Genomic DNA, 25,278 nt, shown 5'->3' on the forward strand with positions numbered 1-25,278 from the left:
CCTGAGCGAACAGGAGCGGACACATGACCACGGGGAACGGACCGGCCGATCCGGCCGATCGGCCCGCGAGCGGGCTCATCACGCTGATCGCGACGGCCATCAGGCGGGAGCGGGAGGGCGCGGGCCTCTCGCTGACCGAGCTGGCCCGGCGCGCGGGCATCGCCAAGTCGACGCTCTCGCAGCTGGAGTCGGGCAGCGGCAATCCGAGCGTCGAGACGCTGTGGGCGCTCGGGGTGGCGCTCGGGGTGCCGTTCAGCAGGCTGGTCGACCCGCCGAGGCCGCGCATACGCGTGGTCAGGCGCGGCGAGGGCCCCGTGACGCACTCGGATCAGGCGGACTACTCGGCGGCGCTGCTGGCCGCGGGGGCCACGCACACGCGGCGCGACCTCTACCGGATCGAGGCGAGCCCAGGGCGCCCCCGCCTCTCGAAGCCGCACCTGCCGGGGACGACGGAGCACGTCGTGCTCTGCACGGGCCGGGCGCTCGCCGGGCCGACGGAGGAGCCGGTCGAGCTCGACCCCGGCGACTACGTCGCCTACCCCGGGGACGCCCCGCACCTCTTCGAGGCCCTGGCGCCCGACACCACGGCGGTGATCGTGACGGACCACATCTGAGCGACCCGTTCGGCCGCCGCCCCCGAGGCGGCCTTGGCAACGGGCGCGGGCGCTCGGCACACTCGCGCTGTCAAGGGCATGACGACCGCATGCCCACCACCTCAGGCCGGAGGACACCATGACACCCCCACACCCCACCCCCGACGTCGGCAGACGCGGGGCCCGCTGGGCCAGGTCCCTGGCGGCCGCCGCGTGCACGCTCGCCCTCGCCGCCGCCATCGCGCCGGGCGCGACGGCCCACCAGGCCACCGCCGCGCCGGAGTACGGCCAGGAGCACGGCCCGGAGCGGCTCGCCGCCGCGAGCGAGGCGGTGCGCGCCGCCGATGTCCCCGGCACCGCATGGACCGTGGACGCCGCGACCGGCAGCGTGCTGGTCACCGCCGACTCGACGGTGTCGGCCGAGGAGATCGCCCGGATCGAGCGGAGCGCGGACGAGCTGGCCGGGGCGCTGACGTTCGAGCGCACGCCGGGCGAGCTGCGCCCCCTGCTGGCCGGTGGCGAGGCCATCTTCACCGGGAGCACACGCTGCACCGCGGGGTTCAACTCCACATCGGGCGGCCGTGAGTTCGTCATCACCGCGGGGCACTGCACGATCCTCGGGAACACGTGGTACGCCGACCCGTCGGGCACCACGTCCATAGGCCCCACCGCGGGCTCCAGCTTCCCCGGCAACGACTACGGCATCATCCGGCACGCCAACGCCTCGCTGCCGCGCCCCGGTTCGGTGGTGTGCAACGGCGAGGAGATAGACATCGTCGGCGCGCGGAACCCCACGGTCGGCGAGGTGCTCTGGGTCGCCAGCCCCACCGGCTGCACAAGCGGCACGGTCACCGCGCTCAACCAGACGGTGAACTACGGCGGGGGCGACGTGGTCAGCGGCCTGGGCCGGTTCACGGCCTGCTCCGAGCCAGGCAGCAGCGGCAGCCCGGTGTTCACCCTGGACGGATACGCCGTCGGCATCGTCTCTGGCGGCTCAGGGAGCTGCTCGTCGGGTGGCACCACGTTCTTCCAGCCGATCCTGGAAGTCCTGAGCGCCTATGGGCTGACGCTCACCTGACGATCCGGTGCGGCCGCCGCGCCCCACGGGGCGGGCGGGCGGCGGCCGTTCGCTTATTATCGGCGCCGACTCCTATCCCGCGCTCGGCCCGTACGACGCGGGCGATCCCGCCGTCGTCGACCAGCACATGGCCTGGGTGCGCGGGGCGGGCGTCGGCGTGGTCGCCACCACCTGGTGGGGCCAGGGCGGCTTCGAGGACCAGCGGGTGCCGTTGCTGCTCGACGCCGCGGCCGCGCACGGCGTGCGCGTCGCCTGGCACCCGGAGCCCTACGGCGGGCGCACCGCCGCCTCGACCGTCGCGGACATCCGGTACGTCAACGCCCCCTATGGCGCGCACCCGGCGTTCCACCGCGACGCGGGCCATGGCGACCGGCCGGTGTTCTACGTCTTCAACAGCCTCTCGATCGCCGACCGGTCGCCCCTGTCCTCGGTCAACCAGGACAGCATCGTCCTGACCCAGACCACCGACAACTCCCGGGCCACCCACTTCGGCGGCATGACCGGCTGGAAGGGCATCGCCGACTGGTGCCGCGCCAACGGCCGGATCTGGGCGCCCTCGATCAGCCCCAGCTATCTGGACGACCGGGCCGTCCCCGGCAACACGACGCCCGAGCTGCCCCACGACGACGGCGAGACCTACGACCGGCAGTGGTCGGGCGCGCTGGCCCCGGAGAACGGCGGGCTGCCCGACCGGGTGTCGATCACATCGTTCAACGAGTGGCACGAGGGCTCGATGGTGGAGCCCGTCTCCTCCGACCCGCCGGCGGGCCATGGCTACAAGACGCTCGACGGCGCCTACGGCACCACGGGCGCCGCGTCGGAGACCGCGTATCTGGACCGCACGGCCCACTGGACCGCACGGCCCACTGGGCGGCGCGGTTCGCGGCGGCCCGCGCCGAGGACCGCCGCTGACCGCAGCACCGGCACCAGCACCAGCACCGGTGTGAACGGCCCTCGGGCGGCGGACCGTTCACACCGAACAGCCGGAACACCGGAACGCCGGGCTCAGGCCCAGGGGTCGAACGGAATGCCCGAGGGCTTCGCGCGCTCCAGGTGGCTGCCGAGCGTGTCGTCCTTCAGGCCGAGGACCGCGCTGCCGAAGTCGGCCTGGCTGAGCCGGTCGCGGTAGTCGGAGGGGAAGCCGTTCCAGCCGACCAGGTCGGGGAACTGCCAGCTGCCGTAGTGGTTCTCCGGCGGCTCGTCGTCGCCGTTGGCCAGCCGGAACGCATGCGTGCTCACGCCGTCCTTGTGATAGACGATCTTCGGGTGCGTGCCGTCGAACAGCACCGAGGACCGCGGGTGGATGTCGAAGCCGCCGTGCGCCGACGTCGAGACGTACTGGACCTCGTCGTTCCGCACCCAGACCACCACATGCTCCCAGTCGTGCCGGTGGCCGATGGCGCCAGGGCCCAGGGTGGCCTGGTCCTTCTCGAAGTAGAGGCCGTAGATGATCGCGCACCAGCCGTTGTTGCACTTCTCACGCGCGTAGCCGTTGGTGTTGTCCAGGTCCCACTGGTCGCGGCACTGGCCGTTGACGTCGCCGCCGAGGGCGAGGCCGGGGGCGATGGTGCCGTCGGCGCCGATGGCCGGGGTGGGGTAGCAGCCGTCCCCGTCGTAGTCGTAGGCGGGCTGGAAGGTCTGTTCAAGGCCGCTCGCGTTGGCGGGCAGTGCCTGTGGCGGGTCCGCGAGTGCGGTCCCGGGGAAGCCGATGAGCAGCGCGGCGGCGGCGCATCCGACGGCCGACATCCGGCCGAGCCGCCTGCGCCGCGAGGGCGCGGCCGACAGTCCGAGGTTCACGGCGGTGTCCTCCTGGTCGGCCCCGGCGTGGGCCGACGGGTTGTGGGGGGAGACGTCCTCCGAGACGGAGAAGCGAGCATGTGACGCTATCCCAAGTCCTCTGTGAGGGTGAAGAGTTGGCGAACGTCTCGCCCCACGCGCACGATCGGCCCCGCCCGGGCGGCGGCTAGCGCAACGTGATCACATTGCCCGTGATCAGGGATGCCTCGTCCGAGGCGAGATAGGCGATCACCTCGGCGACCTCGTCGGGGGACGCGACGTGGAAGTGCGACGCACTCGACGCCACGAACTCCCTGACCTCGTCCGTGACCCAGCCCGTGTCGGTCACGGGTGGCAGCACGACGTTGGCCGTGATGCCGAGGTCGCCGAGCTCGAGGGCGGCGGACATCGTGTAGTTGTTCTGCGCCGCCTTCGCCGCGCCGTAGGACACCTCGCTGGGAAAGCCCAGATCGCCCCCCGACGTCAGCCCGATGATGCGTCCCCACCTGGCGCCGCGCGCCCGGCTCCGGCGGGCCAGCTCGCCGATCAGGAGGGCGGGGGACATCGCGTCCACCGCGAACTGCCGCGACCATGTCTCGGCGGACACCGGCCGCATCGGGCGGCCGAGCGCGTCGACCGCGTCGGGGGTGAAGGTGTCCTGAATCCAGCCGGAGGCGTTGTTGACGAGGATGTCGACCGGGCCGAGCCGCTCCTCGGCGGCGTCGAAGAGGGCGGCCGCCGAGGCCGGGTCGGCCAGGTCCGCCTCGAACGCCGCCGCCCTGCCGCCCTCGCGCCTGATCTCCTCGGCCACCGCCTCGCCGCTGGCCGCGCGGGCCTCGGCGTAGCGTTCCCCCTGCTCCGCCTCCTCGGGGTCGCGCAGGCGCAGATACGCGCACAGCACGGCGACGCCGCGCACCGCGAGCGCCCTGGCCGTCGCGGCGCCGATGCCATGATTCGCGCCCGTGACGATGGCGACATGGCCGTTCGCGCTGGTACCGACCGGTGCTGATGGGGTGTCAGTCATGCCGCATGTCTAGCAAACGGCGCCCGCTCAGCGATAGTCGCAGCCCGAGGCCGCGGGCGATGACAGCACGGGGGGCACGCCCGCGAGGCGGCACACGGCGATGTACAGGAGCAACGGGTGCGTATAGGGCGTCGCGTCGTCGTCGGGCCAGTGGATCAGCCGGGGCGCCAGCCTCGGCAGGCGGCCCCTGCGCTGCGGCCCGGGGCGGCACGCGCCCGTCCAGTACCGCGCGGTCGACGGCCACATCAGGCCGACCTGCGACTCCGACGGCACCACCCACCACCACTGGAACCCCGTAGCGAACACCGCGCCCGCACGCGGCAGGCTCGTCATGATCGAGCGCCCGTGCTCCTCGGAGACGCCCACCGCGTCCCCTGATCTTCCGTCGGGCATGGTGACCGGCAGATACAGATGGGTGCTGACTCGTGGTCGATCCATGCTGGCGTCCCGTCAAGGGCGCCGGAGCGCGACCGTCCGGACCGACCGGCGGGCGCCGTCGGCGGGCTCGGCCACGCACCAGGCGGTGCTGAGAAGTGGCCCTGGCGAAGGGGACCACGGCGCGGCGAACCGACCCTGCACCGACACCGGCTCGCCGCGGCCGAGGGGGCGCGACCGGGCAGGGCCGGAGGGAGGCGCCGTGGCGGGAAAAGCCATGCTGCCGCCTTTCGTCTGGCCGATGAGCCGCGCACCCGTTCACTCAGGTGAAACGCGTCACTTCACTATGTCACTGCCAAGTTCAGGTCGCAACAAGAACTTTGAGAATTGCAGGGTGCGGGATGCGGAGTAGCCATGGCAACCTGGAAGGACACGCACGGGTGCGCCGTTCCGGTTACCGTGCGTGGCCGTGATGGCCCCCCCGGCGTCTACTGTGCCCATGGCCGCAACGCCCCCGACACGCCCAGACGCCGTCCCCGACGCGATCCCGCCGATGCTGGCCATCGACGCCGAACTCCCCACCGGCGCATGGGCGTACGAGTACAAGTGGGATGGTTACCGCGCCTGCGTCCGCGTCGCCCGCGACGGCACCACGCGGCTGACCAGCCGCAACGGCAACGACCTCACCGCCACCTACCCCGAGCTCGACGAGCCTCCCGGCCGGGCGCTGCGCGGCAGGGCCGCCGTCCTCGACGGCGAGATCGTGGCGCTCGACCAGGCCGGACGCCCCGACTTCGGGCTGCTCCAACGCCGCCGCCGACGCGGCCGCGAGGGCGGCGGCTCACCCGTCACCTACTTCGTGTTCGACGTCCTGCTGCTCGACCGGGCCACCCTGCTCGACCAGCCGTACGAGCGGCGGCGCGCGGTCATCGACGAGCTCGCGGCCGAGGTGGAGGGGACGGACGCGGCGGCGCGGCTGGCGTTCCCGCCGAGCTACTCGGGACCCGACGCGCGCCCCGACGAGCTGTTGGGGGTGGCCCAACGGCACGGCCTCGAAGGGCTGATGGCCAAGCGGCTCGACTCGCCCTACCAGCCGGGCCGCCGCTCCAAGCTGTGGATCAAGAAGCCGCTGATCAGGACGCAGGAGGCGATCATCGGCGGCTGGCAGCCGGGCGAGGGGCGGCGCGGGGGAACGCTGGGGTCGCTGCTGCTCGGCGCGTTCGACGAGGGCGGCGCGCTCCGTTACCTCGGCCATGTCGGCACGGGGTTCCGCGCGGCGGCGCTCGCGGACCTCATGGAACGGCTCGCCCCGCTGGCGCGCCCCACCAGCCCCTTCGCCGACCCGGTCCCCCGCGCGCACGCCCGCACCGCGCGCTGGGTGGAGCCGCGGCTGGTCGGCGAGGTGGCGTTCCGCAGCTGGACGCGGGACCGGCGGCTGCGCCAGTCGTCTTGGCGCGGGCTGCGGCCCGACAAGGACGCCGAGGAGATCGTGGTCGAGAGGCCCTGAGGGAGTCGAGAGGCCCTAAGGGAGCGGCGGCCAGGCGTGGGCGAGGAGCGACGCGAAGTGCTCGGGGAACCACTCCCCCACCGCGGGCCCGCCGCGCAGCGCGCCGCCAGGCGAGCCGCACGCGGTGCAGAGGCCGGAGCCGGGGTCGCCCTCCGGCGCGTCGGCGCCGTCGAGCCCGACCCCCGCCTGGTTGCACCAGTGGGCGGGGCTGAGCCGACGGTCGAGGCGCCCGTGTTCGACGTACTCGTCGGCGGTGGTCAACGGGCCAGGGCCCATGGGGCGTTCGGGGCCGCCCCAGCCGTTGCACGAGGTGTCGACCAGCATCCCGATGCCCGGGTCGAAGCCGAGGCCCACCAGCTCATCGCGCAGCGCGAGGGCGAAGGGGACTTCGTCGGCGAAGCGATCCCCGGCGATCCAGCTGCTGCCCAGGCGCACCGGCTCGCCGCCCACGACGAGGTGACGGCGTCCCGCGCCAGCCGGGCGGTGGGGCCGAAGGTGTCGTCGAAGCCCACGGGCTTGTGGCTGCCGAGGTCCAGGTAGACATAGACACGCGGAGGCGCGCCCAGCGTTTCCACGGCATGGTCGATGCCGCGGATGTGGTGGCCATTGGTTGCCATCTCCTGGCACTCGGGCGTGGCGCCCGCGCGGCCCCCGGTGTGGGCGACCAGGAGCGGCAGCGCGCGGCTCGACGATGACGACCACGCGCAGCCCCGCGTACTCGGGCGGGCGAGCGTCCCGGCGATCGGATCGACGAAGTCCGCCTCGTAGCGTTCGATCTCGTCCGGGCCCAACTCGCCCGTGGAGACGGCGCGGTGGCAGTCGCGGCCCGGGAGGTTGCGCAGCACCAGCCGAACGGCGTCCGCGCCCTGCGCCAGCCCCTCGACCAGGTGGTCGCTGCAGGCCAGGGGCGCCGGGCTCGCCGGGAACGTCCGCCAGCTCGTCGAGCCATACCGCGGTGGGCTGCCCGGCGATCGCGCCGCCGGGGACGGAGGCGGCGAGGAGCGTTCCCAGCGGGGCGCGCAACGGCATCGGGGCTCTCCTCGGGGTGATGGGAGCGCTCCCAAGATAGCGGCACGGAACGGGGAAGGGAAAGACTCGGGGCATGGAACTCACGGAGCGGGCCCAGGTGATCGAGGCGGCGCGGGCGCTGGTGCGGGAGGACCGGCGCGCGGTACTCGGCCTCGCGGGGGCGCCGGGGGCGGGGAAGTCCACGCTGGCGCGCGCCGTGGTGGAGGCGCTGGGCGAGACGGCGGCGTATGTGCCGCTCGACGGCTTCCACCTGTCCAACGCGCAGCTGGACCGGCTCGGCCTGCGGGACCGCAAGGGCTCCGAGCCGAGCTTCGACGTGTGGGGCTATGCGGCGCTGCTGCGGCGGCTGGCGCGGGACGACGGTCGGGACGTGTACGTCCCCGACTTCGACCGCGACCTCGACGAGCCGGTGGCGGCCAGCCACCGGGTGGCGCCGGGGGCGCGCCTGATCGTGACCGAGGGGAACTATCTCGCGTGCGACCTCCCCGGCTGGCGCGAGGCGCGCGCCCTGATGGACCGGCTGTGGTACGTGGACGCGCCGCCCGATGAGCGCGACGAGCGGCTGATGCGGCGCCATGTGGCGCACGGCCGCACGGAGTCCGCGTCCCGCGCGTGGATCGACGCGAACGACGCGCCCAACGCGGGGCTCGTCGAGGGGACGGTGGTGGGGTGCGACGCGTGGGTTCGCCTTGGGGGTGGGGGGCGGCCGTCCCGGTCGCCGAGCGGCTTGTAGGCGCCTGAGGCCGTGCGCCGAACGGGCTCGGCGGATACCGTCGGCACTCGTGCGCACACGGTGTGGAGGGCGCCAGCACCCCGCACCCATTCCACGGCACCCCGCCTTCATCCCACAGCCCCCCGTACCGTGGCTAGGGTCACAGCGACCGCGGCGTTCTGCTTTGGGGCGCATTTAGCCGTGCGGCATAGAGTCGGTGCATGACGGTCGTGACTGATGAGGGGCTCCCGCTGGCCGCCGAGTTCCCCGAGGCCACCCGCGAGCAGTGGCAGCGCCTCGTGGCCGGGGTGTTGCGCAAGGCGGGCAAGGGTGAGCTGGCGGGGCGCGCGGTCGAGGACGCGCTGGCGACGCGGCTGGAGGACGGGCTCGTCACCCGGCCGCTCTACACCGCGGAGGACGCGGTGGACGACGCGGGGCTCCCCGGCTTCCCGCCGTTTGTGCGCGGGGGCAGGGCCGCGGGGACCGCGGTCTCGGGGTGGGACGTGCGGCAGCGGCATGTGGACCCCGATCCGGCGCGGACCAACGAGGCGGTGCTCGCCGATCTCGAGGGCGGCGCCACGTCGGTGTGGCTGGCGGTCGGCGCCGAGGGCATTCCCGTGGGCGACCTCGGCAGGGCGCTCGACGGCGTGCTGTTCGACCTGGCCCCCGTGGTGCTGGACGCGGGCGCCGACACGGAGGCGGCGGCGCGGGAGTTGATCGCGCTGTTCGCCGCGCGGGGCGTCGCGCCCCAGGACGCGCTTGGCCACCTCGGCGCCGACCCGCTCGGCCTGGCGGCCCGCACGGGCGACACGTCGGGCCTCGCCGAGCGCTCGTCGGCCGCGGCCGATCTCGCCGCGCGCTGCCACCGGGAGCTGCCCAGGGTGACGGCGCTGACCGTCGACGCGCTGCCCTACCACGAGGCGGGCGGCTCCGCCGCGCAGGAGCTCGGCTGCTCGCTGGCCACCGGCGTCGCCTATCTGCGGGACCTCACGGCGGCCGGGCTGCCGGTGGACGCGGCGTGCGGGCTGCTCGAGTTCCGCTACGCGGCCACCGCCGACCAGTTCCTGACGATCGCCAAGCTGCGGGCCGCGCGGCGGCTGTGGGCGCGGGTCGCCGAGGTGTGCGGGGTCGCGCCCGCGGGGCGGGCGCAGCGGCAGCACGCCGTGACGTCGCCCGTGATGATGGCGCGCCGCGACCCGTGGGTGAACATGCTGCGCACCACCGTGGCCTGCCTGGCCGCGGGGACGGGCGGGGCCGACGCGGTGACGGTGCTGCCGTTCGACGAGGAGCTGGGCCTGCCCGACGCGTTCGCGCGGCGCGTGGCCCGCAACACGTCGGCCGTGCTGATAGAGGAGTCGCACCTGGCGCGGGTCATCGACCCCGCGGGCGGCTCGTGGTACGTGGAGCGGCTGACGCACGATCTGAGCCAGGCGGCGTGGGCGTGGTTCCAGGAGATCGAGGGGGCGGGCGGCCAGGCGGCCGCGCTCGGCTCTGGCCTGGTGGCCGCGCGGCTCTCGGACACGTGGGAGCGGCGTTCGGCGCGGCTGGCGACGCGCCGGGAGCCGGTCACGGGCGTCAGCGAGTACCCGGAGCCCGAGCAGGCGCCCGTGGTGCGCGAGCGCGCGCCGAGGCGGCCGGGCGGCGGGCTGCCGCGGGTGCGCAGGGACGAGGCGTACGAGGCGCTGCGGGCGCGCACCGACGCGCACCTTGCGTCGACGGGCGCGCGCCCTAGGGTGTTCCTCGCGGCGCTCGGCCCGCCCTCGGCGCACACGGCGCGCGCGACGTTCGCCGCGAACCTCTTCAAGGCGGCGGGCATCGAGCCGGTGCACGAGCCGGTGACGGTGGACGCCGCGTCGGCGGGCGACGCGCTCGCGGCCAGCGGGGCCACGGTGGCGTGCCTGGTCTCGAGCGACGCGCTGTACGCCGAGCGGGCCGAGGCGGTCGCCAGGGCGCTGACCTCGGGCGGCGCGAGCCGGGTGTTCCTCGCGGGTCGGCCTGGGGACGCGCGGGAAGCCTATGAGAAGGCTGGCATCGACACGTTCGTCTTCGCGGGCTGCGACGCGGTCGCCGTCCTCACCTCCGTCCTCGACCACCTGGGAGTGGCGTGATGCAGATCCCCGACTTCGCGGGCATCGGCCTGGGCCCCGCGAGCACCGAAGGCACGGTGGAGCAGTGGCGTTCCGCGGTGAAGGAGGGCGCGGGCCGCGGCGTCGAGGACCTGCTGTGGGAGACCCCCGAGGGCATCTCGGTCAAGCCGCTGTACACGGCGGAGGACCTGGAGGGCCTTGACTTCCTTGGCACCTACCCGGGCGTGGCGCCGTATCTGCGTGGCCCCTACCCGACGATGTATGTGAACCAGCCGTGGACCATTCGGCAGTACGCGGGGTTCTCGACGGCCGAGGAGTCCAACGCGTTCTACCGCAGGAATCTGGCGGCGGGCCAGAAGGGCCTTTCGGTGGCGTTCGACCTGCCGACGCACCGCGGCTACGACAGCGACCATCCGCGGGTGACGGGTGACGTCGGCATGGCGGGCGTGGCGATCGACTCCATCTACGACATGCGGCAGCTGTTCGACGGGATCCCGCTGGACCGGATGTCGGTGTCGATGACGATGAACGGCGCGGTGCTGCCCGTGCTCGCGCTCTACATCGTCGCGGCCGAGGAGCAGGGGGTGCCGCCCGAGAAGCTGGCGGGGACCATCCAGAACGACATCCTCAAGGAGTTCATGGTCCGCAACACCTACATCTATCCACCGCGGCCCTCGATGCGGATCATCTCCGACATCTTCGCGTTCACGTCGCGGCGGATGCCGCGGTACAACTCGATCTCGATCTCCGGGTACCACATCCAGGAGGCGGGGGCGACGGCCGATCTCGAGCTGGCGTACACGCTGGCCGACGGCGTGGAGTACCTGCGGGCCGGGCTCGGCGCGGGGCTCTCGGTGGACGCGTTCGCGCCGCGCCTGTCGTTCTTCTGGGCGATCGGGATGAACTTCTTCATGGAGATCGCCAAGCTGCGCGCCGCCCGGCTTCTGTGGGCCAAGCTGGTGCGGCAGTTCGGCCCCGAGAACCCCAAGTCGCTCTCGCTGCGCACCCATTCGCAGACCTCGGGCTGGTCGCTCACGGCGCAGGACGTGTTCAACAACGTCACCCGCACATGCGTCGAGGCGATGGCCGCGACCCAGGGGCACACGCAGTCGCTGCACACCAACGCGCTAGACGAGGCGCTGGCGCTGCCGACGGACTTCTCGGCGCGCATCGCGCGCAACACCCAGATCCTGCTCCAGCAGGAGTCGGGCACCACGCGCGTGATCGACCCGTGGGGCGGCAGCGCGTATGTGGAGCGGCTCACGCACGATCTGGCGCGGCGGGCGTGGCAGCACATCGATGAGGTCGAGGCGGCGGGCGGCATGGCCGCGGCGATCGACGCGGGGCTGCCCAAGATGCGGGTCGAGGAGGCGGCGGCCAGGACGCAGGCGCGCATCGACTCGGGCCGCCAGCCGGTCATCGGCGTCAACACCCGGCGCGTGGACGCCGACGAGCAGATCGAGGTCCGCGCGGTCGACAACTCCGCGGTCCGCGCCCAGCAGATCGAGAAGCTGCGGCGGCTGCGCGAGGAGCGCGACGAGGACGCGTGCCGCTCGGCGCTCGCCGCGCTGACGGCCGCGGCCGGGGACACCTCGGGGCGCGGCGGCCTCGAAGGCAACCTGCTGGCGCTCGCCGTGTCGGCCGCGCGCGCCAAGGCCACCGTGGGCGAGATCTCGGACGCGCTCGAGAAGGTCTTCGGGCGCCACTCGGCGCAGATCCGTACCATCTCCGGGGTGTACCGGGAGGAAGCGAAAGAGGCGCCGAGCGTGGACCGCACCAGGCGTCTTGTGGCCGCGTTCGCCGAGGCGGAGGGGCGGCGCCCGAGGATCCTGGTGGCCAAGATGGGCCAGGACGGGCACGACCGCGGCCAGAAGGTGATCGCCTCGGCCTTCGCGGACCTGGGCTTCGACGTGGATGTCGGCCCGCTGTTCCAGACCCCTGCCGAGGTCGCGCGGCAGGCGGTGGAGGCGGATGTGCACGTGGTCGGCGTCTCGTCGCTGGCCGCGGGGCACCTGACGCTGGTGCCCGCGCTGCGCGAGCAGCTGGCCGAGGCGGGCCGCGAGGACATCGTGATCGTGGTCGGCGGGGTGATCCCGCCCGCGGATGTGGCGACGCTGCACGAGATGGGCGCCGCCGCGGTCTTCCCGCCCGGCACGGTCATCCCCGACGCCGCGCACGACCTGCTGATCACCGTGGCGGCGGCGCTGGGCCACGAGCTGTAACGGCCCGCCGCGCGATGGTGTCAGGGCAGGTGTCAGGGAGGAACGCGTCCGAGGAGCCGAGGGTGCCGCGCGCTATCGACATCGACGCCTATGCCAAGGGCGTCCTGGAGGGGTCAAGGGCCCATGTGGCCCGGGCCATCACGCTGGTGGAGTCCACGAGGGCCGACCATCAGGAGCTGGCCCAGCGGCTGCTGCTCGACCTGCTGCCGCACGCGGGTCAGTCGCGGCGGATCGGGATCAGCGGGGTGCCGGGCGTGGGCAAGTCCACGTTCATCGACGCCTTCGGCTCGATGCTGACCGGGCTCGGGCACCGGGTGGCGGTGCTGGCCGTCGACCCGTCGTCCACCAGGACGGGTGGCTCGATCCTGGGCGACAAGACGCGCATGGAGCGCCTGGCCGTCGACCCCGCCGCGTTCGTCCGCCCCTCCCCCAGCGCCGGAACGCTGGGCGGGGTGGCGCGGGCGACACGCGAGAGCGTCGTGGTGATGGAGGCGGCGGGGTACGACGTGGTGCTGGTGGAGACCGTGGGCGTGGGGCAGTCGGAGACGGCCGTGGCGGGCATGGTCGACTCGTTCCTGCTGCTGAGCCTGGCGCGCACCGGGGACCAGCTCCAGGGCATCAAGAAGGGCGTGCTCGAGCTGGCCGACGTCATCGCCGTCAACAAGGCGGACGGCGAGCACCGTGGGGACGCCAAGGCGGCGGCGCGCGAGCTGGCGGGGGCGCTGCGCATGATGCACCCGGCCGAGGAGGGCTGGACGGTGCCGGTGCTGACGTGCAGCGCGCGGGAGTCCACGGGGCTCGACACGGTGTGGGAGCGCCTGGAGAAGCACCGGGCGACGCTGGACGCGTCGGGGCGGCTGACCGCCAAGCGGCGCGAGCAGCAGGTGGACTGGGTGTGGTCCATGGTCCGCGACCACGTGCTCGGCGCCCTGGAGCGGCACCCCGCGGTGGCCGCGCTCGCGCCCGATGTGGAGGAGCGGGTCAGGGAGGGCAGGCTGACGGCGACGCTGGCGGCGGGGAAGCTGATCGAGGCGTTCCTCGGCGAGCGGTGAAGCGCCGAGGCGTCAGGGCGTCAGGGCGTCAGCCGTCGAGGACGGCGGCGGGTCCGCGTTCCGCGCGCACAAACGCCGGGAACTCCCCTGGCCCGCACCGGACTTCGTGCCAGCCGGGGCCGCTGAGCGGCGGGCAGCCGAGCAGCGGTGTCCACTCGCCTTCCGGCACCCACAGGGCGCGGTGGCCGCCCGGCTCAAGGACGGGGGCGACCAGCACATCGGGCCCGAAGAGGTACTGGAGGTCGGCGTCGCGCGCGGCGCGGTCGCCCGGGTAGGCCAGCGGCATGGGGCGCATGAGCGGCGGGCCCCCGGCCGCGGCGCGCGCGATGTAGGAGCGCATCCGGTGGCGCAGGCGGCACGCGGCGACGGCCGCGCCGCGCGCGGGCTCGGGGTAGGCGGTGGGCTCGCGGCGGCCCGTTCCGTGGAAGCGCATGATCGGGGAGAACGCCGCCCACTGCGCCCAGCGGCCGTACAGCTCGGGCTCCACATCGGCGAGGACCCGGTCGGGCTCCATGGTCTTCCGCAGCCGCCCGGCGAGCGCGTAGGACTCGGGGGTCCAGTAGCCGCCCGCGTCATAGGTGACCACGCCCACGCCGGAGAGCGCCATGGAGAGCACGGCCCGCAGCGTGGAGACCATGCCGCCCCAGGTGGAGGGCAGGTCGCCGGCCCAGTGCGCGGGGTCGCGCTGCGAACCGGCCGTGCCCGAGCGTGAGATGGCGAGGAAGTCGCCGTCGCGCGCGGCCAGGCCCGCCTCGCTGATGGCGTCCTGGTAGATCAGTCCGTAGCTGTTGCGGCGCTCCCAGCCGAGCGTGCCATCGGCGAAGACGGCCTCCTCGGGGATCTCCTCGCCGAAGTCGGCGAGGAACGCCGCGTTCCCCTCCCGCTCCAGGGTGTGGGCGACGCGGCGGTTCCACCAGGCACGGGCGGCGCCGTTGGTGAAGTCGACGACAAAGGTGTCGGAGTTGTCGGCCGTGGGCACGGGCGTTCCCTCGCCGTCGGTGACGAGGAAGCCGCGGTCGGCGAGCTCGGCGGCGAGTGGGGTGCCGCGCTTGACGTAGGGGTTGATCCACAGGCTGGTGCGCACGCCGCGCTGGGCCAGGGCGCGGGCCCAGCCCTCGGGGAAACGGGCGCGGTCGGGCTCGGTGCTCCAGGCGGCGTCGTCGAGGACGGACTCCGAGAGCCACTCGTCGACGTGGATGACGTCGACGGGGCAGCCCGCCTCGCGCAACTCGTCGACGGTGGCGACCACTTCGTCCGCGGTGAAGTAGGAGGAACGGCTCATCCAGACGCCGAAGGCCCATGCGGGCAGGTCGCGGGGGCGCCCGGTGAGGGCCTGGTAGCGGTCGAGGATCTCGGTGGCGGTGCCGGAGAGCAGGAAGAGGTCGAGGCTGCGGGAGCCGATGGCGACCTTGGCGGCCTCGGAGTGGGTGGCGCCCAGGTCGGCCTCGACCGAGCCCCCGGTGTGGGCGAACAGGCCCCAGCCCGCGTCCGACCAGATCAGGGGCACATTGAGATAGGCGGAGTCGCGGCCAGCGGCCCTGCTCTCCTCGGTGTTGCGCAGCCTGCGGTGCCCGCCGCGCAGGTTGATGCCCTGGTAGCTCTCGCCGCCGCCGTAGACGGCCGCGTCGGGCGCGAGGTGGATGGCCTCCACCCAGCGCCCCACGGGGTGGCCCGGCGACGGTGGCTCGTATCCCGCGCTGAACGGCACGGTGTCGGCCTGCGGGTCGGCGAACCGCTCGTACGCGCCGAACCGCAGGCCCTGCCCGCCGCGCCACGTGGCGCGCACTCCGGGCCCGGTGATCTCCACGCCGCCGCGGACGGCGACGACGCGGGCGGGGCGGGTGGCCACCGGGGTCATCACGGGCGAGCCGTCGTCGGACGTCGCGTCGGGGCCCTCCTGGCGCAGCCGCAGCACCCCGGTCACGGGGATCGTGCACGCGAACCGCACCGCGCGCCCCGAGGCGAGGGTGACCCGCAGGGACCCGCCGTCGGTGGCGTCGGGGTCGGGCTCGACCGCCGCGTAGGGGTCGATCTCGGCCGTCGTCTCGCTCACCGCCTGTCGCCTCCCTCATGTGTCGGTGGCCCCGCCCGGGTACCCGCCGCTGGCCTGCGGAAACGGGCCACGCGCCCTCAAGGCGCCGGGGGCGTGCGCCGATGAGTCGGTAGGGGGGTTCCCCGTCCGGCGGACCGTCGCGCGCATGGCCGCCGCCAGGGTGGGAACCTTCAGGAGTCGCTGGCCACGCGCGTGTCCCAGACCCGGAACAGGGGTGATTCGGTGATCGAGGTGCTGCTTCTCCTGGTGGCCCTGCTGCTCACGCTGGCCTGCGCGGTGTTCGTGGCGGCCGAGTTCTCGCTGACGACGGTGGAGCGCGGCGATCTCGAACGGTCGGCCGCGGCGGACGAGCCTGGCGCGGCCGGTGCGCTGCGGGCGGCGCGGGCGCTGACGTTCCAGCTGTCGGGGGCGCAGCTGGGCATCACGGTGACCTCGCTGGTGATCGGCATGCTGGCCGAGCCGTCGTTCGCGAGGCTGCTGCGCGGCCCGCTCGAGGCGGCCGGGCTGCCCGAGGCGCTTGCGTCCTCGCTCGCGGTGGGGCTCGGCGTCGCGGCGTCGACGGTGGTGCTGATGGTGATCGGGGAGCTGGTCCCGAAGAACTGGGCGATCTCGCGGCCCCTGCGGGTGGCGCGGGCGGTGGCGGGGCCGCAGCGGGCGTTCACCGCGGCGTTCGCCCCGTTCATCCGGCACCTGAACGAGACGGCGAACCGGCTGGTGCGGCTGGTCGGCCTCGAACCCACGGAGGAGCTGGCCTCGGCCCGCACCCCACAGGAGCTGATCGCGCTGGCCCGGCACTCGGCCGAGGAGGGCGTGCTGCCGTCGGACTCGGCGGAGCTGTTTGTGCGCACCCTGCACCTGGGCGAGCTGACCACGGAGAACGTGATGACGCCCCGCGTGGACGTACACGCCCTGCGCAACACCGCGACGGCCGCCGACGCGGCCAATCTGACGCTGGCCACGGGCCTGTCCCGCTTCCCCGTGTACGACGCGGGGCCCGACGACGTGATCGGCGTCGTGCACATCAAGGACGTGCTGGCCCTCGACGAGGCGGAGCGCTCGACGACGCCCGTGGAGCGGCTGGCGAGCGCGCCCGTGCTGGTGCCCGACAGCCTGCCGGTGGACCGGCTGCTCGAACGGCTGAGGGAGCGGCACTCGATGGCGGTGGTGGTCGACGAGTACGGCGGAACGGCGGGCGTCGTGACGCTTGAGGACATCGTCGAGGAGGTGGTCGGCGAGGTGCGCGACGAGCACGACCCCGAGGAGGGCCCGGGGCTTGCCCGCACGGCCCCCGGCACATGGGAGGCGGACGGCGGCGTGCGCCTCGACCAGCTGGCCGCGCTCGGGATGCCGGTGCCCGACGGGCCCTATGAGACGGCCGCGGGGCTGCTCGCCAACCGGCTGGCCCGGATCCCGGCCACCGGCGACCATGTGACGATCGACGGCTGGCGGCTGACCGTGATGTTCACGGCCAGGCACCGGGCCGAGCGGGTGCGGATCGCCGCGCCGGCCGAGGGGCCTCAGGCGCCATGACGGCGCTGCAACTGGCGCTCGGCGCGCTGACCCTGGTGACCAACGCGTTCTTCGTGGCGGCCGAGTTCGCCCTGATCTCGGTGCGCAGGGACCAGATCGAGCCGCGCGCGGACGCGGGCGAGCGCGGGGCGCGCACCGTGCTGTGGGCGCTGCGGCACCTGTCGCCGATGATGGCGACCGCGCAGCTGGGCATCACCGCGTCATCGCTCGTGCTCGGCGCGGTGGCGGAGCCCGGCGTCGCGCACCTGCTCGAGCCGCTGTTCGACGCGCTGGGCGTGCCCGACGGGGTGGTGCACCCGATCTCGTTCGCGATCGCCCTGACCCTGGCGACCTATCTGCACATGCTGGTCGGCGAGATGGTGCCCAAGAACATCGCGCTTGCCGCGCCCGACCGGGCCGCGCTGCTGCTGGGGCCGCCGCTGGTGGCGGTGACGCGGGCGCTGCGGCCCGTGGTGTTCGCGATCAACGCGGCGGCGAACGGGCTGCTGCGGCTGATCCACGTGGAGACCAGGGACGAGGTGGCGTCGGTGTTCACGGACGACGAGCTGGCGCGGCTCGTGCAGGACTCGAGCGACGCGGGGCTGCTTGAGGCGCGGGAGAGCAGGCGGCTGCGGGACGCGCTTGAGCTGGGCAGCCGGACGGTCGCCGAGATCGTCGTCCCGCTGAGCCGCATGGTGGCGGTGGACCACCGGGTGACGCCGCGGCGCCTTGAACGGGTCTCGGCGGAGTCGGGCTACTCGCGCTTCCCCGTGACCGGGCCCGGCTCGACCGTGCTTGGCTTCCTGCATGTGAAGGACGCGCTGGGCGCGGCGGCGCGTGACCGGCCGTTTCCGCGCGAGGCGCTGCACCCGGTGGTGCGGGTGCGGCCCGACACGCCGCTCGACGACGCGCTCACGACGATGCGCGCGGCCGTGACGCACCTGGCCGCGGTCACCAGCGCGCGGGGCAGGCTGCTGGGCTTTGTGACGATGGAGGACGTGCTCGAAGAGCTGGTGGGCCCGGCGGCGAACGCGCGCTGAACGCCGTGCGGGCGAACGCCGTTCACCGGCGCGTGCGTCCGCCGTCGCGCCGGGGCCGCGCGTCCCGGGGGAACCCGTTGTCCTTGTTCCGCTCGCCCTCGGCCTGGGACGGGGGCCGCCTGGGGTGTGGCTGCCCGCGGTGTCTTGGCTCGGTCTGGTCGCCGTTCTCGCGCTCGCCCTCGGCCTGCGAGGGATCCTGGTCGCTCATGCCCCGCGGGTATCCGGGAGCGGCGAACGCAAACGGCCGGAGCCGCGCCGGTGCGGCGCGGTGCCGGTCAGGCCGCGGCGGCCAGGGGTGCGGGCGCCTTGGTCAGGGACACCGCGGGCGCCGCGGCGGGGGCCGTGCGGCGGCTGTGGACCAGGAGTCCGGCGCCCGCCGCGGTGGCGATGACGAGTCCGCCGATGACCAGGGCGGCCCTGGCTCCCACCAGCTCCATCAGCAGGCCGATGGCGGGCGGGCCGATCAGGCCCCAGCCGGTGGACAGGCTGCGCCAGACGCCGAGCACACGCCCTCGCATGTGCGGGGGCGGGTCGGTCTGGAGCACGGTGGTGCCCGCGGTGTCGGACACCGACTCGACCACGGCCATGGGGATGACCAGGGCGATCAGCAGCGCCAGCGTCGGGGTCAGCCCCGCGGCGATCTGGAGGACCGCGCCGATCCCGGCCATCGCGGCGACCATGCGGACCGAGGGCCGCTGGAGCACACCGGCGAGCAGCGCGCCCGCGATGCCGCCGACGGCGAGGGCGGTGGAGACGGTGCCGAACGCGCCCGCTCCCGCCGCCAGCGGACCGGTCACCAGCACGGCGAGGGTCAGGGCGTAGTTGCGGCCGAAGACGGCGCCGAGCCCGGTGATCGCGGCGAGCGCGACCAGCCGGGGGCGGCGCATGAAGAACCGCAGCCCCTCGCGCGCGGTGCCATCGAAGCCCTCGGGCTTCGCGGCGGGCACCGGCGCGGCGCCTTGCTCGCCGCTCTTGTCGATCAGCTTCAGGAACGGGATCACGCTCGACACGAAGGCGAAGGACAGGCCGTTGGCGGCGAACGCCGCGGCGGGGCCGAAGGCGACCATGGCGACGCCCGCGAGGGCCGTTCCCGCGAGGCGGCCCACGCTGTGCACGGCCGAGCCGAGCGCGATGGCCGATGGCACGTCCCTGGTGGGCACCAGGTCGTTGCCGAGCAGGGCGGTCGCCGGGGCGTCCACGGTGGCGATCACGCCGGTGACGGCCGCGAGGATCAGCAGCGCGGGCACGGAGAGCGCGCCGAACGCCACGAGGCCCGCGGTCACGAGCGCGACCAGGCCGAGTCCGGCCTGGCTGAGCGCCGCCGTGCGCTTACGGGGCCAGCGGTCCACCGCGGCGCCGCCGAGCAGGCCGAGGAGCAGCCCGGGGCCCGCCTGGACGGCCAGCGAGAGGCCGGTCATCGCGGCGGACCCGGTGACCTGGAGAACCAGCAGGTTCTGCACGGTCAGCTGCATCCAGGTACCGGCGTTGGAGACGAGGTTGGCCACCGACCACCAGCGCATGCTGGGCGTCCGCAGCGAACGCCACGGGCTGCGCGACCCTGTCGTCAGGGCCGCGGGCGAAAGGCGCGGCAGCGAGGGAACGAGGCGCGAGGCAAGAGAGGCCATGGGAGAGAACGGAGGGGTCGGGGGCCAGCGCGGAGAGCGCGCGCCGGGCGACGCGGCCCACCATGGCAAACGCGGCGAACCCCCGGAAGACCAAGATCGCCAGGGGCCCTGCGGCGGACGCCCCGATCCCTTGCCCCACCTGGCATCCACGCGGTGCGTGGAATGGGTCACACGCCCTCGGCCGCGACCGCGAGCGCCACGATCGCCAGGGTGGCGCAGCCGAGCAGCGTGCACAGGGCCACGGCGAGCAGGCGGACGCGAAGGCGGCGGTAGCGCTCGCCGTACTCCGCGTCGAGGGCCGCGCAGCGCTCGGCGACGCCGGTGAGCACGCGGCGGGCGAGCCTGACGCGCTCCTCGGCGTAGCGCTCGGCGATGTCGGCGCGCTGCTCCTCGGTCAGCCAGGTGAGCGCGGCGGCGAACGACGCGCCCTCGACGCGGGCGTTGGACAGCTCGGCCTGCCACAGCAGATAGCCCTCGATCTTGGCGATGCCGAGGACGGCCTCGCGCCGGGTGGGGGTCGCGGTCATGTCAGCGGCCCTCGCTCTCGCCGCCGCCGGGGCCGGGCGCGTGGTCGGGCGCCTCGGTGATGTCCCTGCGGCCCGTGTGCCGCGCGTGGTCGAGCTTGATGATGTCCGGGTGGTGCAGGTCGAACGCGGGCGACTCGGAGCGGATACGGGGCAGCGCCACGAAGTTGTGGCGGGGCGGCGGGCACGAGGTGGCCCACTCCAGGGAGCGGCCGTAGCCCCAGGGGTCGTCGCCGTGGTTCTTCGGGGCGTTGCGGTGGGTGTGCCAGACGTTGTAGAGGAACGGCAGCGTCGAGAGGCCGAGCAGGAACGCGCCGATGGTGGAGATCATGTTGAGCGTGGTGAACCCGTCGGCGGCGAGGTAGTCGGCGTAGCGGCGCGGCATGCCCTCGGCGCCGAGCCAGTGGTGGACGAGGAACGTCCCGTGGAATCCGACGAAGAGCGTCCAGAAATGGATCTTCCCAAGGCGCTCGTCCAGCATTCTCCCGGTGAACTTGGCCCACCAGAAGTAGAATCCCGCGAACATCGCGAACACCACGGTCCCGAAGACCACGTAGTGGAAGTGGGCGACCACGAAATAGGTGTCGGTGACATGGAAGTCCAGCGGCGGCGACGCGAGCAGGACTCCGGTGAGGCCGCCGAAGAGAAACGTCACGAGAAAGCCGATCGCCCACAGCATGGGCGTTTCGAAGCTGAGCGAGCCTCTCCACATCGTGCCGATCCAGTTAAAGAATTTCACGCCCGTCGGCACGGCGATGAGAAACGAGACCAGCGAGAAGAACGGCAGCAGCACCGCGCCCGTCGCGAACATGTGGTGCGCCCACACCGTCATCGAGAGCCCGGTGATCGCGATCGTGGCGGCGACCAGGCCGATGTAGCCGAAGATCGGCTTGCGCGAGAAGACCGGCAGGATCTCGGTGACGATCCCGAAGAACGGCAGGGCGATGATGTAGACCTCGGGGTGCCCGAAGAACCAGAAGAGGTGCTGCCACAGCAGGGCGCCGCCGTTGGCCGGGTCGTAGATGTGGGCGTCGAAGATCCGGTCGGCGCCGATGGCGAGGAGCGCGGCGGCGAGCACGGGGAACGCCATCAGCACGAGCACGCTGGTCAGCAGGACGTTCCAGGTGAAGATCGGCATCCGGAACATGGTCATGCCGGGGGCGCGCATGCAGACGATGGACGTGATGAAGTTGACCGCGCCGAAGATCGTCCCGAAGCCGGAGAGCACGAGGCCCATGACCCACAGGGTGGGGCCGTGCCCCGGCGAGTAGCGCTCGTCGGTCAGCGGGCTGTAGGCGAACCACCCGAAGCTGGCGGCCCCGTCGGGCAGCAGGAGCGCGCCGACGACCATGATCGCGCCGAAGAGGTAGAACCAGTACGCCAGGGCGTTGAGCCGGGGGAACGCCACGTCGGGGGCGCCGATCTGCAGCGGCATGATCCAGTTGGCGAACCCGGCGAACAGCGGCGTCGCGAACAGCAGCATCATGATCGTGCCATGGATCGTGAACGCCTGGTTGTACTGCTCGGCGGAGATGATCTGCATGCCGGGCCTGGCCAGTTCGGCCCGCATCACCATCGCGAGCAGGCCGGCGACGCAGAAGAAGAAGAACGACGTGGTCAGGTAGAGCGAGCCGATCTGCTTGTGGTCGGTGGTGGTGAGCCACGACACCAGGATCTGCCCCGGCGTCCTGGGCGCCGGGGCCTGCTCCTCGGGGCGCGTTTCGGTGAGGGTCGCCATGAACGGGTCCTTTCTCGGGTCGCGGCCCGTTTGTACCGCCGGAGGGACGCGATAACCCGGTTTGACTCGTTCGTGGGCGTGTGCGAACGCGCCGGTGGCGCTCGGCCGTTGGCGCCGTTGATCAGGGACCGCTCAACGGCTTCCGCCCGGGGCCTCGACCGAGGACTCCACGACGCGGGCGAGATTGCGCAGCATGAGGCGGTGGCGGAGCTGGAGCACCGCCTCGAACAGGGGGTTGTGCAGATGCCGGATCACGCCGGTGAGGGGGTGCTCGTCCACCGTGACCAGGGTGGTGTCCCGGCCCCATGGCCGGACCTCGATGGCGATGCGGGCGGTGCCCGCCGACCTGCTCTGCGCCTCGAGCTCGATGCGGCGCCCCGGCTCGTGGAAGCGGACGACGGTGCGACCCCGCGCGCGCAGCGGGCCGAGCCTGACGACATAGCGGATGGCCGAGCCGACCGCGGGCCAGTCGTCGTCGAGCGGCGCGGAGTCATGGGTGCCGACGACCCAGTCGGCGAAGCGGCTGCCGTCGCACAGGACGGCCCAGACCGCGGGCGGCGGGCGCCTGATCAGGATCGGCCGGACCGCCATGGCGGCCTCCTTGGCAGGTCGAGGCCCGCGGGCGTGAGCCGGGCGCGCAGCGCGGCGCGCGCGGCGTTCGCCCCGCAGGCGCCGTGCACGCCGCCGCCGGGGTGGGCGGATGACGACGCCAGGTAGAGACCGGCGACGGGGGTGGCGGGGCGCCCCGTGCCCGGCACGGGGCGGAAGATCAACTGCTGGTGCACCGCGGCCGTTCCGCCGTTGACCGCGCCCCCGTGGAGGCTGCGGTTGTGCCGTTCGAGGTCGCCTGGGGCCATGATCCGGCGCGCGGCGATGGCGTCGCGGAAGCCGGGCGCATAGCGCTCGACCTCGGCCTCCAGCCGGTCGGCCAGCGCCTCGGGCGGGGCGGGGGCGGCGTTGTCGCGCGGCAGATGGGTGTACGCCCAGGCCGACTCGGTGCCCTCGGGGGAACGGCTCGGGTCGGACGTCGTCATCTGGCCGAGGACGGCGCAGGGCCGCCGCGGCGGGGTACCGGTGACGAGGTCGGCGGCGTAACGCGTCAGGTGGTCGACGCTGTCGGCCAGGTGGACGGTGCCCGCGGCGCCCGCCTGGGGCGAGGCCCAGGGGATGGGCCGGGTCAGCGCCCAGTCGACCTTGATGGTGGGGTGGTCCCACTGGAAGCGGCGCACATCGGCGCGCAGCCGGTCGGGCAGGTGCTCCCAGCCGACCAGTCCGCCGTAGAGCGCGGGCGCGGGGACATCGGCGAGCACGGCGCGCCTGGCGCGGATCGGCTCGCCGTCCGCGGTGGTGACGCCGAGGCAGCGCCCTTCGCGGACGACGACTCCCGACACGGGCGTGGAGCAGCGCAACTCCCCGCCGCGGTCGGCCAGTCGGCGGGCGAGCGCGGCGGTCAGCGCGGCGGCGCCGCCGACGGGGACGGGCCAGCCGTGGCGCTGCCCGAGCATCACCAGCAGCCAGCCGAACAGGCCGCTGCCCGCCGACTCGGGCAGGAAGTCGGCGTGCAGGCCGCAGCCGGTGAGCAGCAGCGGGGCGCCGTCCCCCGCGAACTCCTCCTCGCCGAGCCGCCGCGCGGGCAGCGTCAGCATCCGCAGCATCCGCAGGCCGCCGGCCGCCCTGAGTCCCGGCAGCAGCGTGGCCAGGCGGCGCACGGGCGGGAAGGGGCCGAGCAACGCGCCGAGCAGCTGCGGGCCGAGCCGGTCCCAGCGGGCGAGCAGCCGCAGATACGCCTCGCCGTCGCCCGGCGCGAACCCCTCCATGCTCATGGCCGTGCGCTCCTGGTCGCGGTGCAGGACCGCACAGCGCCCATCGGGCGTGGGGTGGGCGAGCACGGCGGGGGCGTGGCTCCAGGTGACGCCCCAGCGTTCGAGGCCGAGGGCGCGCAGCGGGGGGGACGCGACAGCCAGCGGGTAGAACGCGCTGAACAGGTCGTGCACATAGTCGGGGTGCACGCCCCTGTCGCTGCGCACCGCGCCGCCCGGCTCGTCCTCCGCCTCCAGGACCAGGACGCGCCAGCCCGCGTCGGCGAGGACGTTGGCCGCGGTCAGGCCGTTGGGCCCGGCGCCGATGACGATCGCGTCGGGGGCCCCGCCGTGGGCCGGGCTCATGGTCGTTCCCCCGATGCGGCGCCTGGCCCTTCGACGAGCGCGGCGATGGCGGCGCGGGCGGAGTGGCGCGGGGCCCAGCCCAGGACGCCGCGGGCGCGGGCGGTGTCCATCAGCGGCAGCGACAGCACGGAGTCGAGGGTGCCAGCGGACGTGGGCACCAGGCGCAGCGCGAACGCGGCGGCCAGGGCGGCGCGCGCGGCCCGCGCGGGGACGCGGACGCGGCGCGCGCCGGTCAGCTCGGCGAGCAGCGCGGCGTCCACGGGCGGGTCGGCGGCCACGTTGAACGCGCCGCGCGCGCCCCGGTCGAGCGCGGCGCGGCGAAACGCGTCGGCCGCGTCGTCGGTGTGCACGGCCTGGAAGCGCAGCCCCGGCACGTCGGGCAGGGCGCGCAGCGGGCCAGGCGGCAGCCGCGTGGGCGCCAACGGGCCCGCGAACCGGCGCCGTTGACCGGGCGCCCCGGCGCCGTGCAGCGCGATGCCGGGGCGGATGCGGGCGACTCTGACCCCGGGGTGGCGGCGTTCGAACGCGTCGAGGAGCCGCTCGGCGTATGCCTTCTCCCTCGGGTAGGCCGCGGCGGGCCAGCCATGGGTGGGCCAACACTCGTCCACCGCGCGGTCCTTGGGGCCCGGCGCGTAGGCCATCACCGACGAGGCGTGCACCAGCGCGGGGACCCCGGCCGCGGCGGCGGCCTCGAACACCCGGTCGCTGCCGATGACGTTGGTGCGCCACGTCGCGGCGGGGTCGCGCGCGGGCGGCGAGAGCGAGGCCAGATGGACCACGGCGTCGGCGCCAGCGAAGAGCCCCGCGAGGTCGGGCTCGGTCGTGAGGTCGGCGCGGACGAAGCGCACCCGCTCCGGCGCCGGGGTGTCGCGGTGGTCCGCTGGGTGGCGGGGGTCCGCTGGGTGGCCGGTGTGGGGTGGGTGGCGGGAGAGGCCGACGACCGTACCGACGCGCGGGTCGGCGGCGAGCCCGCGCACCACCGCGGGGCCCAGCGCCCCCGTCGCGCCCGTGACCACGACGCGCAGCGCGGCGGATCCGGTGTGCATGGCCATCCTCGCTCCCGGCGCTCTCCGTGGAATGGTGGGAAATCCGGGGCCGGGTATCCGCCCTGGCCCCTGAGAAACGTGCCGTTGCGCCGATCGCCGCCCGGTGGCGCGGCATACCCGGGA

The 25,278-nt window shown here is 74.0% G+C and carries 21 protein-coding genes and 2 pseudogenes; 10 read left to right on the forward strand and 13 right to left on the reverse strand.

Features of this window, described 5'->3' with window-relative positions:
• The first annotated feature begins 23 nt into the window (after positions 1-23).
• The 3 genes and pseudogenes from DEH69_RS16995 to DEH69_RS17005 all read left to right on the forward strand — a co-directional run.
• On the forward strand, positions 24-614 hold the full coding sequence (locus DEH69_RS16995; protein ID WP_113687832.1) for an XRE family transcriptional regulator: 591 nt from the start codon (positions 24-26) through the stop codon (positions 612-614).
• 118 nt (positions 615-732) lie between these two features.
• The gene (locus DEH69_RS17000; protein ID WP_113687833.1) at positions 733-1,671 is read left to right on the forward strand and encodes a S1 family peptidase; all 939 of its coding nucleotides are present in this window, start codon (positions 733-735) and stop codon (positions 1,669-1,671) included.
• Positions 1,672-1,678: 7 nt separating this feature from the next.
• Positions 1,679-2,518: pseudogene (locus tag DEH69_RS17005) on the forward strand (hypothetical protein); the annotation flags it as partial.
• A gap of 158 nt (positions 2,519-2,676) precedes the next feature.
• Here the strand turns inward: DEH69_RS17005 and DEH69_RS32795 are convergent.
• The 3 genes from DEH69_RS32795 to DEH69_RS17020 all read right to left on the reverse strand — a co-directional run bounded on the left by DEH69_RS32795 (position 2,677) and on the right by DEH69_RS17020 (position 4,909).
• The gene (locus tag DEH69_RS32795; RefSeq protein ID WP_113687903.1) at positions 2,677-3,417 is read right to left on the reverse strand and encodes an NPP1 family protein; all 741 of its coding nucleotides are present in this window, start codon (positions 3,415-3,417) and stop codon (positions 2,677-2,679) included.
• A gap of 217 nt (positions 3,418-3,634) precedes the next feature.
• Entirely contained in the window at positions 3,635-4,471 is an 837-nt protein-coding gene (locus DEH69_RS17015) for an SDR family NAD(P)-dependent oxidoreductase (protein WP_113687834.1), read from the reverse strand.
• Between the two features lie 27 nt (positions 4,472-4,498).
• A complete protein-coding gene (locus DEH69_RS17020; RefSeq protein ID WP_147255646.1) occupies positions 4,499-4,909 on the reverse strand; it encodes a hypothetical protein in 411 nt (136 codons plus the stop codon).
• 436 nt (positions 4,910-5,345) lie between these two features.
• On the opposite strand from DEH69_RS17020, the gene ligD reads away from it, so the two are divergent.
• The gene (ligD, locus tag DEH69_RS17025; RefSeq protein WP_258534727.1) at positions 5,346-6,353 is read left to right on the forward strand and encodes a non-homologous end-joining DNA ligase; all 1,008 of its coding nucleotides are present in this window, start codon (positions 5,346-5,348) and stop codon (positions 6,351-6,353) included.
• A gap of 15 nt (positions 6,354-6,368) precedes the next feature.
• Here the strand turns inward: ligD and DEH69_RS32800 are convergent, their stop codons facing one another.
• Together DEH69_RS32800 and DEH69_RS33655 are read right to left on the reverse strand one after the other, a co-directional pair.
• Positions 6,369-6,803: a glycoside hydrolase family 6 protein gene (locus DEH69_RS32800; protein ID WP_113687837.1), complete on the reverse strand. Its 435-nt coding sequence runs from the start codon at positions 6,801-6,803 to the stop codon at positions 6,369-6,371.
• Positions 6,804-6,862: 59 nt separating this feature from the next.
• Positions 6,863-7,198 (reverse strand): annotated as a pseudogene (locus DEH69_RS33655) (glycoside hydrolase family 6 protein); the annotation flags it as partial.
• A gap of 257 nt (positions 7,199-7,455) precedes the next feature.
• Between DEH69_RS33655 and DEH69_RS17040 the strand changes: the two are divergent.
• The 4 genes from DEH69_RS17040 (at position 7,456) to meaB (ending at position 13,455) form a co-directional block, all read left to right on the forward strand.
• Positions 7,456-8,115, forward strand: a complete 660-nt coding sequence (locus tag DEH69_RS17040; RefSeq protein ID WP_113687839.1) for a nucleoside/nucleotide kinase family protein — start codon at positions 7,456-7,458, stop codon at positions 8,113-8,115.
• Positions 8,116-8,315: 200 nt separating this feature from the next.
• Positions 8,316-10,202, forward strand: a complete 1,887-nt coding sequence (locus DEH69_RS17045; protein ID WP_113687840.1) for a methylmalonyl-CoA mutase subunit beta — start codon at positions 8,316-8,318, stop codon at positions 10,200-10,202.
• Complete coding sequence (gene scpA / locus DEH69_RS17050; RefSeq protein WP_113687841.1) at positions 10,202-12,403, forward strand: methylmalonyl-CoA mutase; 2,202 nt, start codon at positions 10,202-10,204, stop codon at positions 12,401-12,403. The genes DEH69_RS17045 and scpA overlap by 1 nt, the downstream gene beginning before the upstream one ends.
• Positions 12,404-12,465: 62 nt before the next feature.
• Positions 12,466-13,455 carry a methylmalonyl Co-A mutase-associated GTPase MeaB gene (gene meaB / locus DEH69_RS17055; protein WP_113687842.1) on the forward strand — a complete coding sequence of 330 codons (990 nt, stop codon included), beginning with the start codon at positions 12,466-12,468 and terminating at the stop codon, positions 13,453-13,455.
• A 28-nt stretch (positions 13,456-13,483) separates the two neighbouring features.
• On the opposite strand, the gene DEH69_RS17060 is transcribed toward meaB, so the two are convergent.
• Positions 13,484-15,508: a TIM-barrel domain-containing protein gene (locus DEH69_RS17060; RefSeq protein WP_113687843.1), complete on the reverse strand. Its 2,025-nt coding sequence runs from the start codon at positions 15,506-15,508 to the stop codon at positions 13,484-13,486.
• A 222-nt stretch (positions 15,509-15,730) separates the two neighbouring features.
• Between DEH69_RS17060 and DEH69_RS17065 the strand changes: the two genes are divergently transcribed.
• Together DEH69_RS17065 and DEH69_RS17070 are read left to right on the forward strand one after the other, a co-directional pair.
• Entirely contained in the window at positions 15,731-17,038 is a 1,308-nt protein-coding gene (locus DEH69_RS17065; RefSeq protein WP_113687844.1) for a hemolysin family protein, read from the forward strand.
• Positions 17,035-18,057 carry a hemolysin family protein gene (locus DEH69_RS17070; RefSeq protein ID WP_113687845.1) on the forward strand — a complete coding sequence of 341 codons (1,023 nt, stop codon included), beginning with the start codon at positions 17,035-17,037 and terminating at the stop codon, positions 18,055-18,057. The genes DEH69_RS17065 and DEH69_RS17070 overlap by 4 nt, the downstream gene beginning before the upstream one ends.
• A 22-nt stretch (positions 18,058-18,079) precedes the next feature.
• Here the strand turns inward: DEH69_RS17070 and DEH69_RS17075 are convergent, their stop codons facing one another.
• The 7 genes from DEH69_RS17075 to DEH69_RS17105 all read right to left on the reverse strand — a co-directional run bounded on the left by DEH69_RS17075 (position 18,080) and on the right by DEH69_RS17105 (position 25,155).
• Positions 18,080-18,265: a hypothetical protein gene (locus tag DEH69_RS17075; RefSeq protein WP_113687846.1), complete on the reverse strand. Its 186-nt coding sequence runs from the start codon at positions 18,263-18,265 to the stop codon at positions 18,080-18,082.
• A gap of 67 nt (positions 18,266-18,332) precedes the next feature.
• Entirely contained in the window at positions 18,333-19,682 is a 1,350-nt protein-coding gene (locus DEH69_RS17080; RefSeq protein ID WP_113687847.1) for an MFS transporter, read from the reverse strand.
• 167 nt (positions 19,683-19,849) lie between these two features.
• Positions 19,850-20,209 (reverse strand): hypothetical protein, encoded by a 360-nt coding sequence (locus tag DEH69_RS17085; RefSeq protein ID WP_113687848.1) that lies wholly within the window; start codon positions 20,207-20,209, stop codon positions 19,850-19,852.
• A 1-nt stretch (position 20,210) separates the two neighbouring features.
• Entirely contained in the window at positions 20,211-21,944 is a 1,734-nt protein-coding gene (ctaD, locus tag DEH69_RS17090; RefSeq protein WP_113687849.1) for a cytochrome c oxidase subunit I, read from the reverse strand.
• A 132-nt stretch (positions 21,945-22,076) separates the two neighbouring features.
• The gene (locus DEH69_RS17095; protein WP_113687850.1) at positions 22,077-22,535 is read right to left on the reverse strand and encodes an SRPBCC family protein; all 459 of its coding nucleotides are present in this window, start codon (positions 22,533-22,535) and stop codon (positions 22,077-22,079) included.
• The gene (locus tag DEH69_RS17100; RefSeq protein ID WP_113687851.1) at positions 22,514-24,109 is read right to left on the reverse strand and encodes an NAD(P)/FAD-dependent oxidoreductase; all 1,596 of its coding nucleotides are present in this window, start codon (positions 24,107-24,109) and stop codon (positions 22,514-22,516) included. Before DEH69_RS17100 ends, DEH69_RS17095 begins: the two co-directional genes overlap by 22 nt.
• Complete coding sequence (locus tag DEH69_RS17105; protein WP_258534729.1) at positions 24,106-25,155, reverse strand: NAD-dependent epimerase/dehydratase family protein; 1,050 nt, start codon at positions 25,153-25,155, stop codon at positions 24,106-24,108. The genes DEH69_RS17100 and DEH69_RS17105 overlap by 4 nt, the downstream gene beginning before the upstream one ends.
• Between the last annotated feature and the right edge of the window lie 123 nt (positions 25,156-25,278).

It is taken from the genome of Streptomyces sp. PT12, assembly GCF_003311645.1.
In the GTDB taxonomy this organism is placed as follows: Bacteria; Actinomycetota; Actinomycetes; order Streptomycetales; family Streptomycetaceae; genus Streptomyces.

Excerpts from the sequence above, each read along its gene's own strand:
- DEH69_RS16995 (WP_113687832.1), top strand. The coding sequence starts at position 24 with ATGACCACGGGGAACGGACCGGCCGATCCGGCCGATCGGCCCGCGAGC.
- DEH69_RS17000 (WP_113687833.1), top strand. The coding sequence starts at position 733 with ATGACACCCCCACACCCCACCCCCGACGTCGGCAGACGCGGGGCCCGC.
- DEH69_RS32795 (WP_113687903.1), bottom strand. The coding sequence starts at position 3,417 with ATGTCGGCCGTCGGATGCGCCGCCGCCGCGCTGCTCATCGGCTTCCCC.
- DEH69_RS17015 (WP_113687834.1), bottom strand. The coding sequence starts at position 4,471 with ATGACTGACACCCCATCAGCACCGGTCGGTACCAGCGCGAACGGCCAT.
- DEH69_RS17020 (WP_147255646.1), bottom strand. The coding sequence starts at position 4,909 with ATGGATCGACCACGAGTCAGCACCCATCTGTATCTGCCGGTCACCATG.
- ligD (WP_258534727.1), top strand. The coding sequence starts at position 5,346 with ATGGCCGCAACGCCCCCGACACGCCCAGACGCCGTCCCCGACGCGATC.
- DEH69_RS17040 (WP_113687839.1), top strand. The coding sequence starts at position 7,456 with ATGGAACTCACGGAGCGGGCCCAGGTGATCGAGGCGGCGCGGGCGCTG.
- DEH69_RS17045 (WP_113687840.1), top strand. The coding sequence starts at position 8,316 with ATGACGGTCGTGACTGATGAGGGGCTCCCGCTGGCCGCCGAGTTCCCC.
- scpA (WP_113687841.1), top strand. The coding sequence starts at position 10,202 with ATGCAGATCCCCGACTTCGCGGGCATCGGCCTGGGCCCCGCGAGCACC.
- DEH69_RS17070 (WP_113687845.1), top strand. The coding sequence starts at position 17,035 with ATGACGGCGCTGCAACTGGCGCTCGGCGCGCTGACCCTGGTGACCAAC.
- DEH69_RS17075 (WP_113687846.1), bottom strand. The coding sequence starts at position 18,265 with ATGAGCGACCAGGATCCCTCGCAGGCCGAGGGCGAGCGCGAGAACGGC.
- DEH69_RS17080 (WP_113687847.1), bottom strand. The coding sequence starts at position 19,682 with ATGGCCTCTCTTGCCTCGCGCCTCGTTCCCTCGCTGCCGCGCCTTTCG.
- DEH69_RS17085 (WP_113687848.1), bottom strand. The coding sequence starts at position 20,209 with ATGACCGCGACCCCCACCCGGCGCGAGGCCGTCCTCGGCATCGCCAAG.
- ctaD (WP_113687849.1), bottom strand. The coding sequence starts at position 21,944 with ATGGCGACCCTCACCGAAACGCGCCCCGAGGAGCAGGCCCCGGCGCCC.
- DEH69_RS17095 (WP_113687850.1), bottom strand. The coding sequence starts at position 22,535 with ATGGCGGTCCGGCCGATCCTGATCAGGCGCCCGCCGCCCGCGGTCTGG.
- DEH69_RS17100 (WP_113687851.1), bottom strand. The coding sequence starts at position 24,109 with ATGAGCCCGGCCCACGGCGGGGCCCCCGACGCGATCGTCATCGGCGCC.
- DEH69_RS17105 (WP_258534729.1), bottom strand. The coding sequence starts at position 25,155 with ATGCACACCGGATCCGCCGCGCTGCGCGTCGTGGTCACGGGCGCGACG.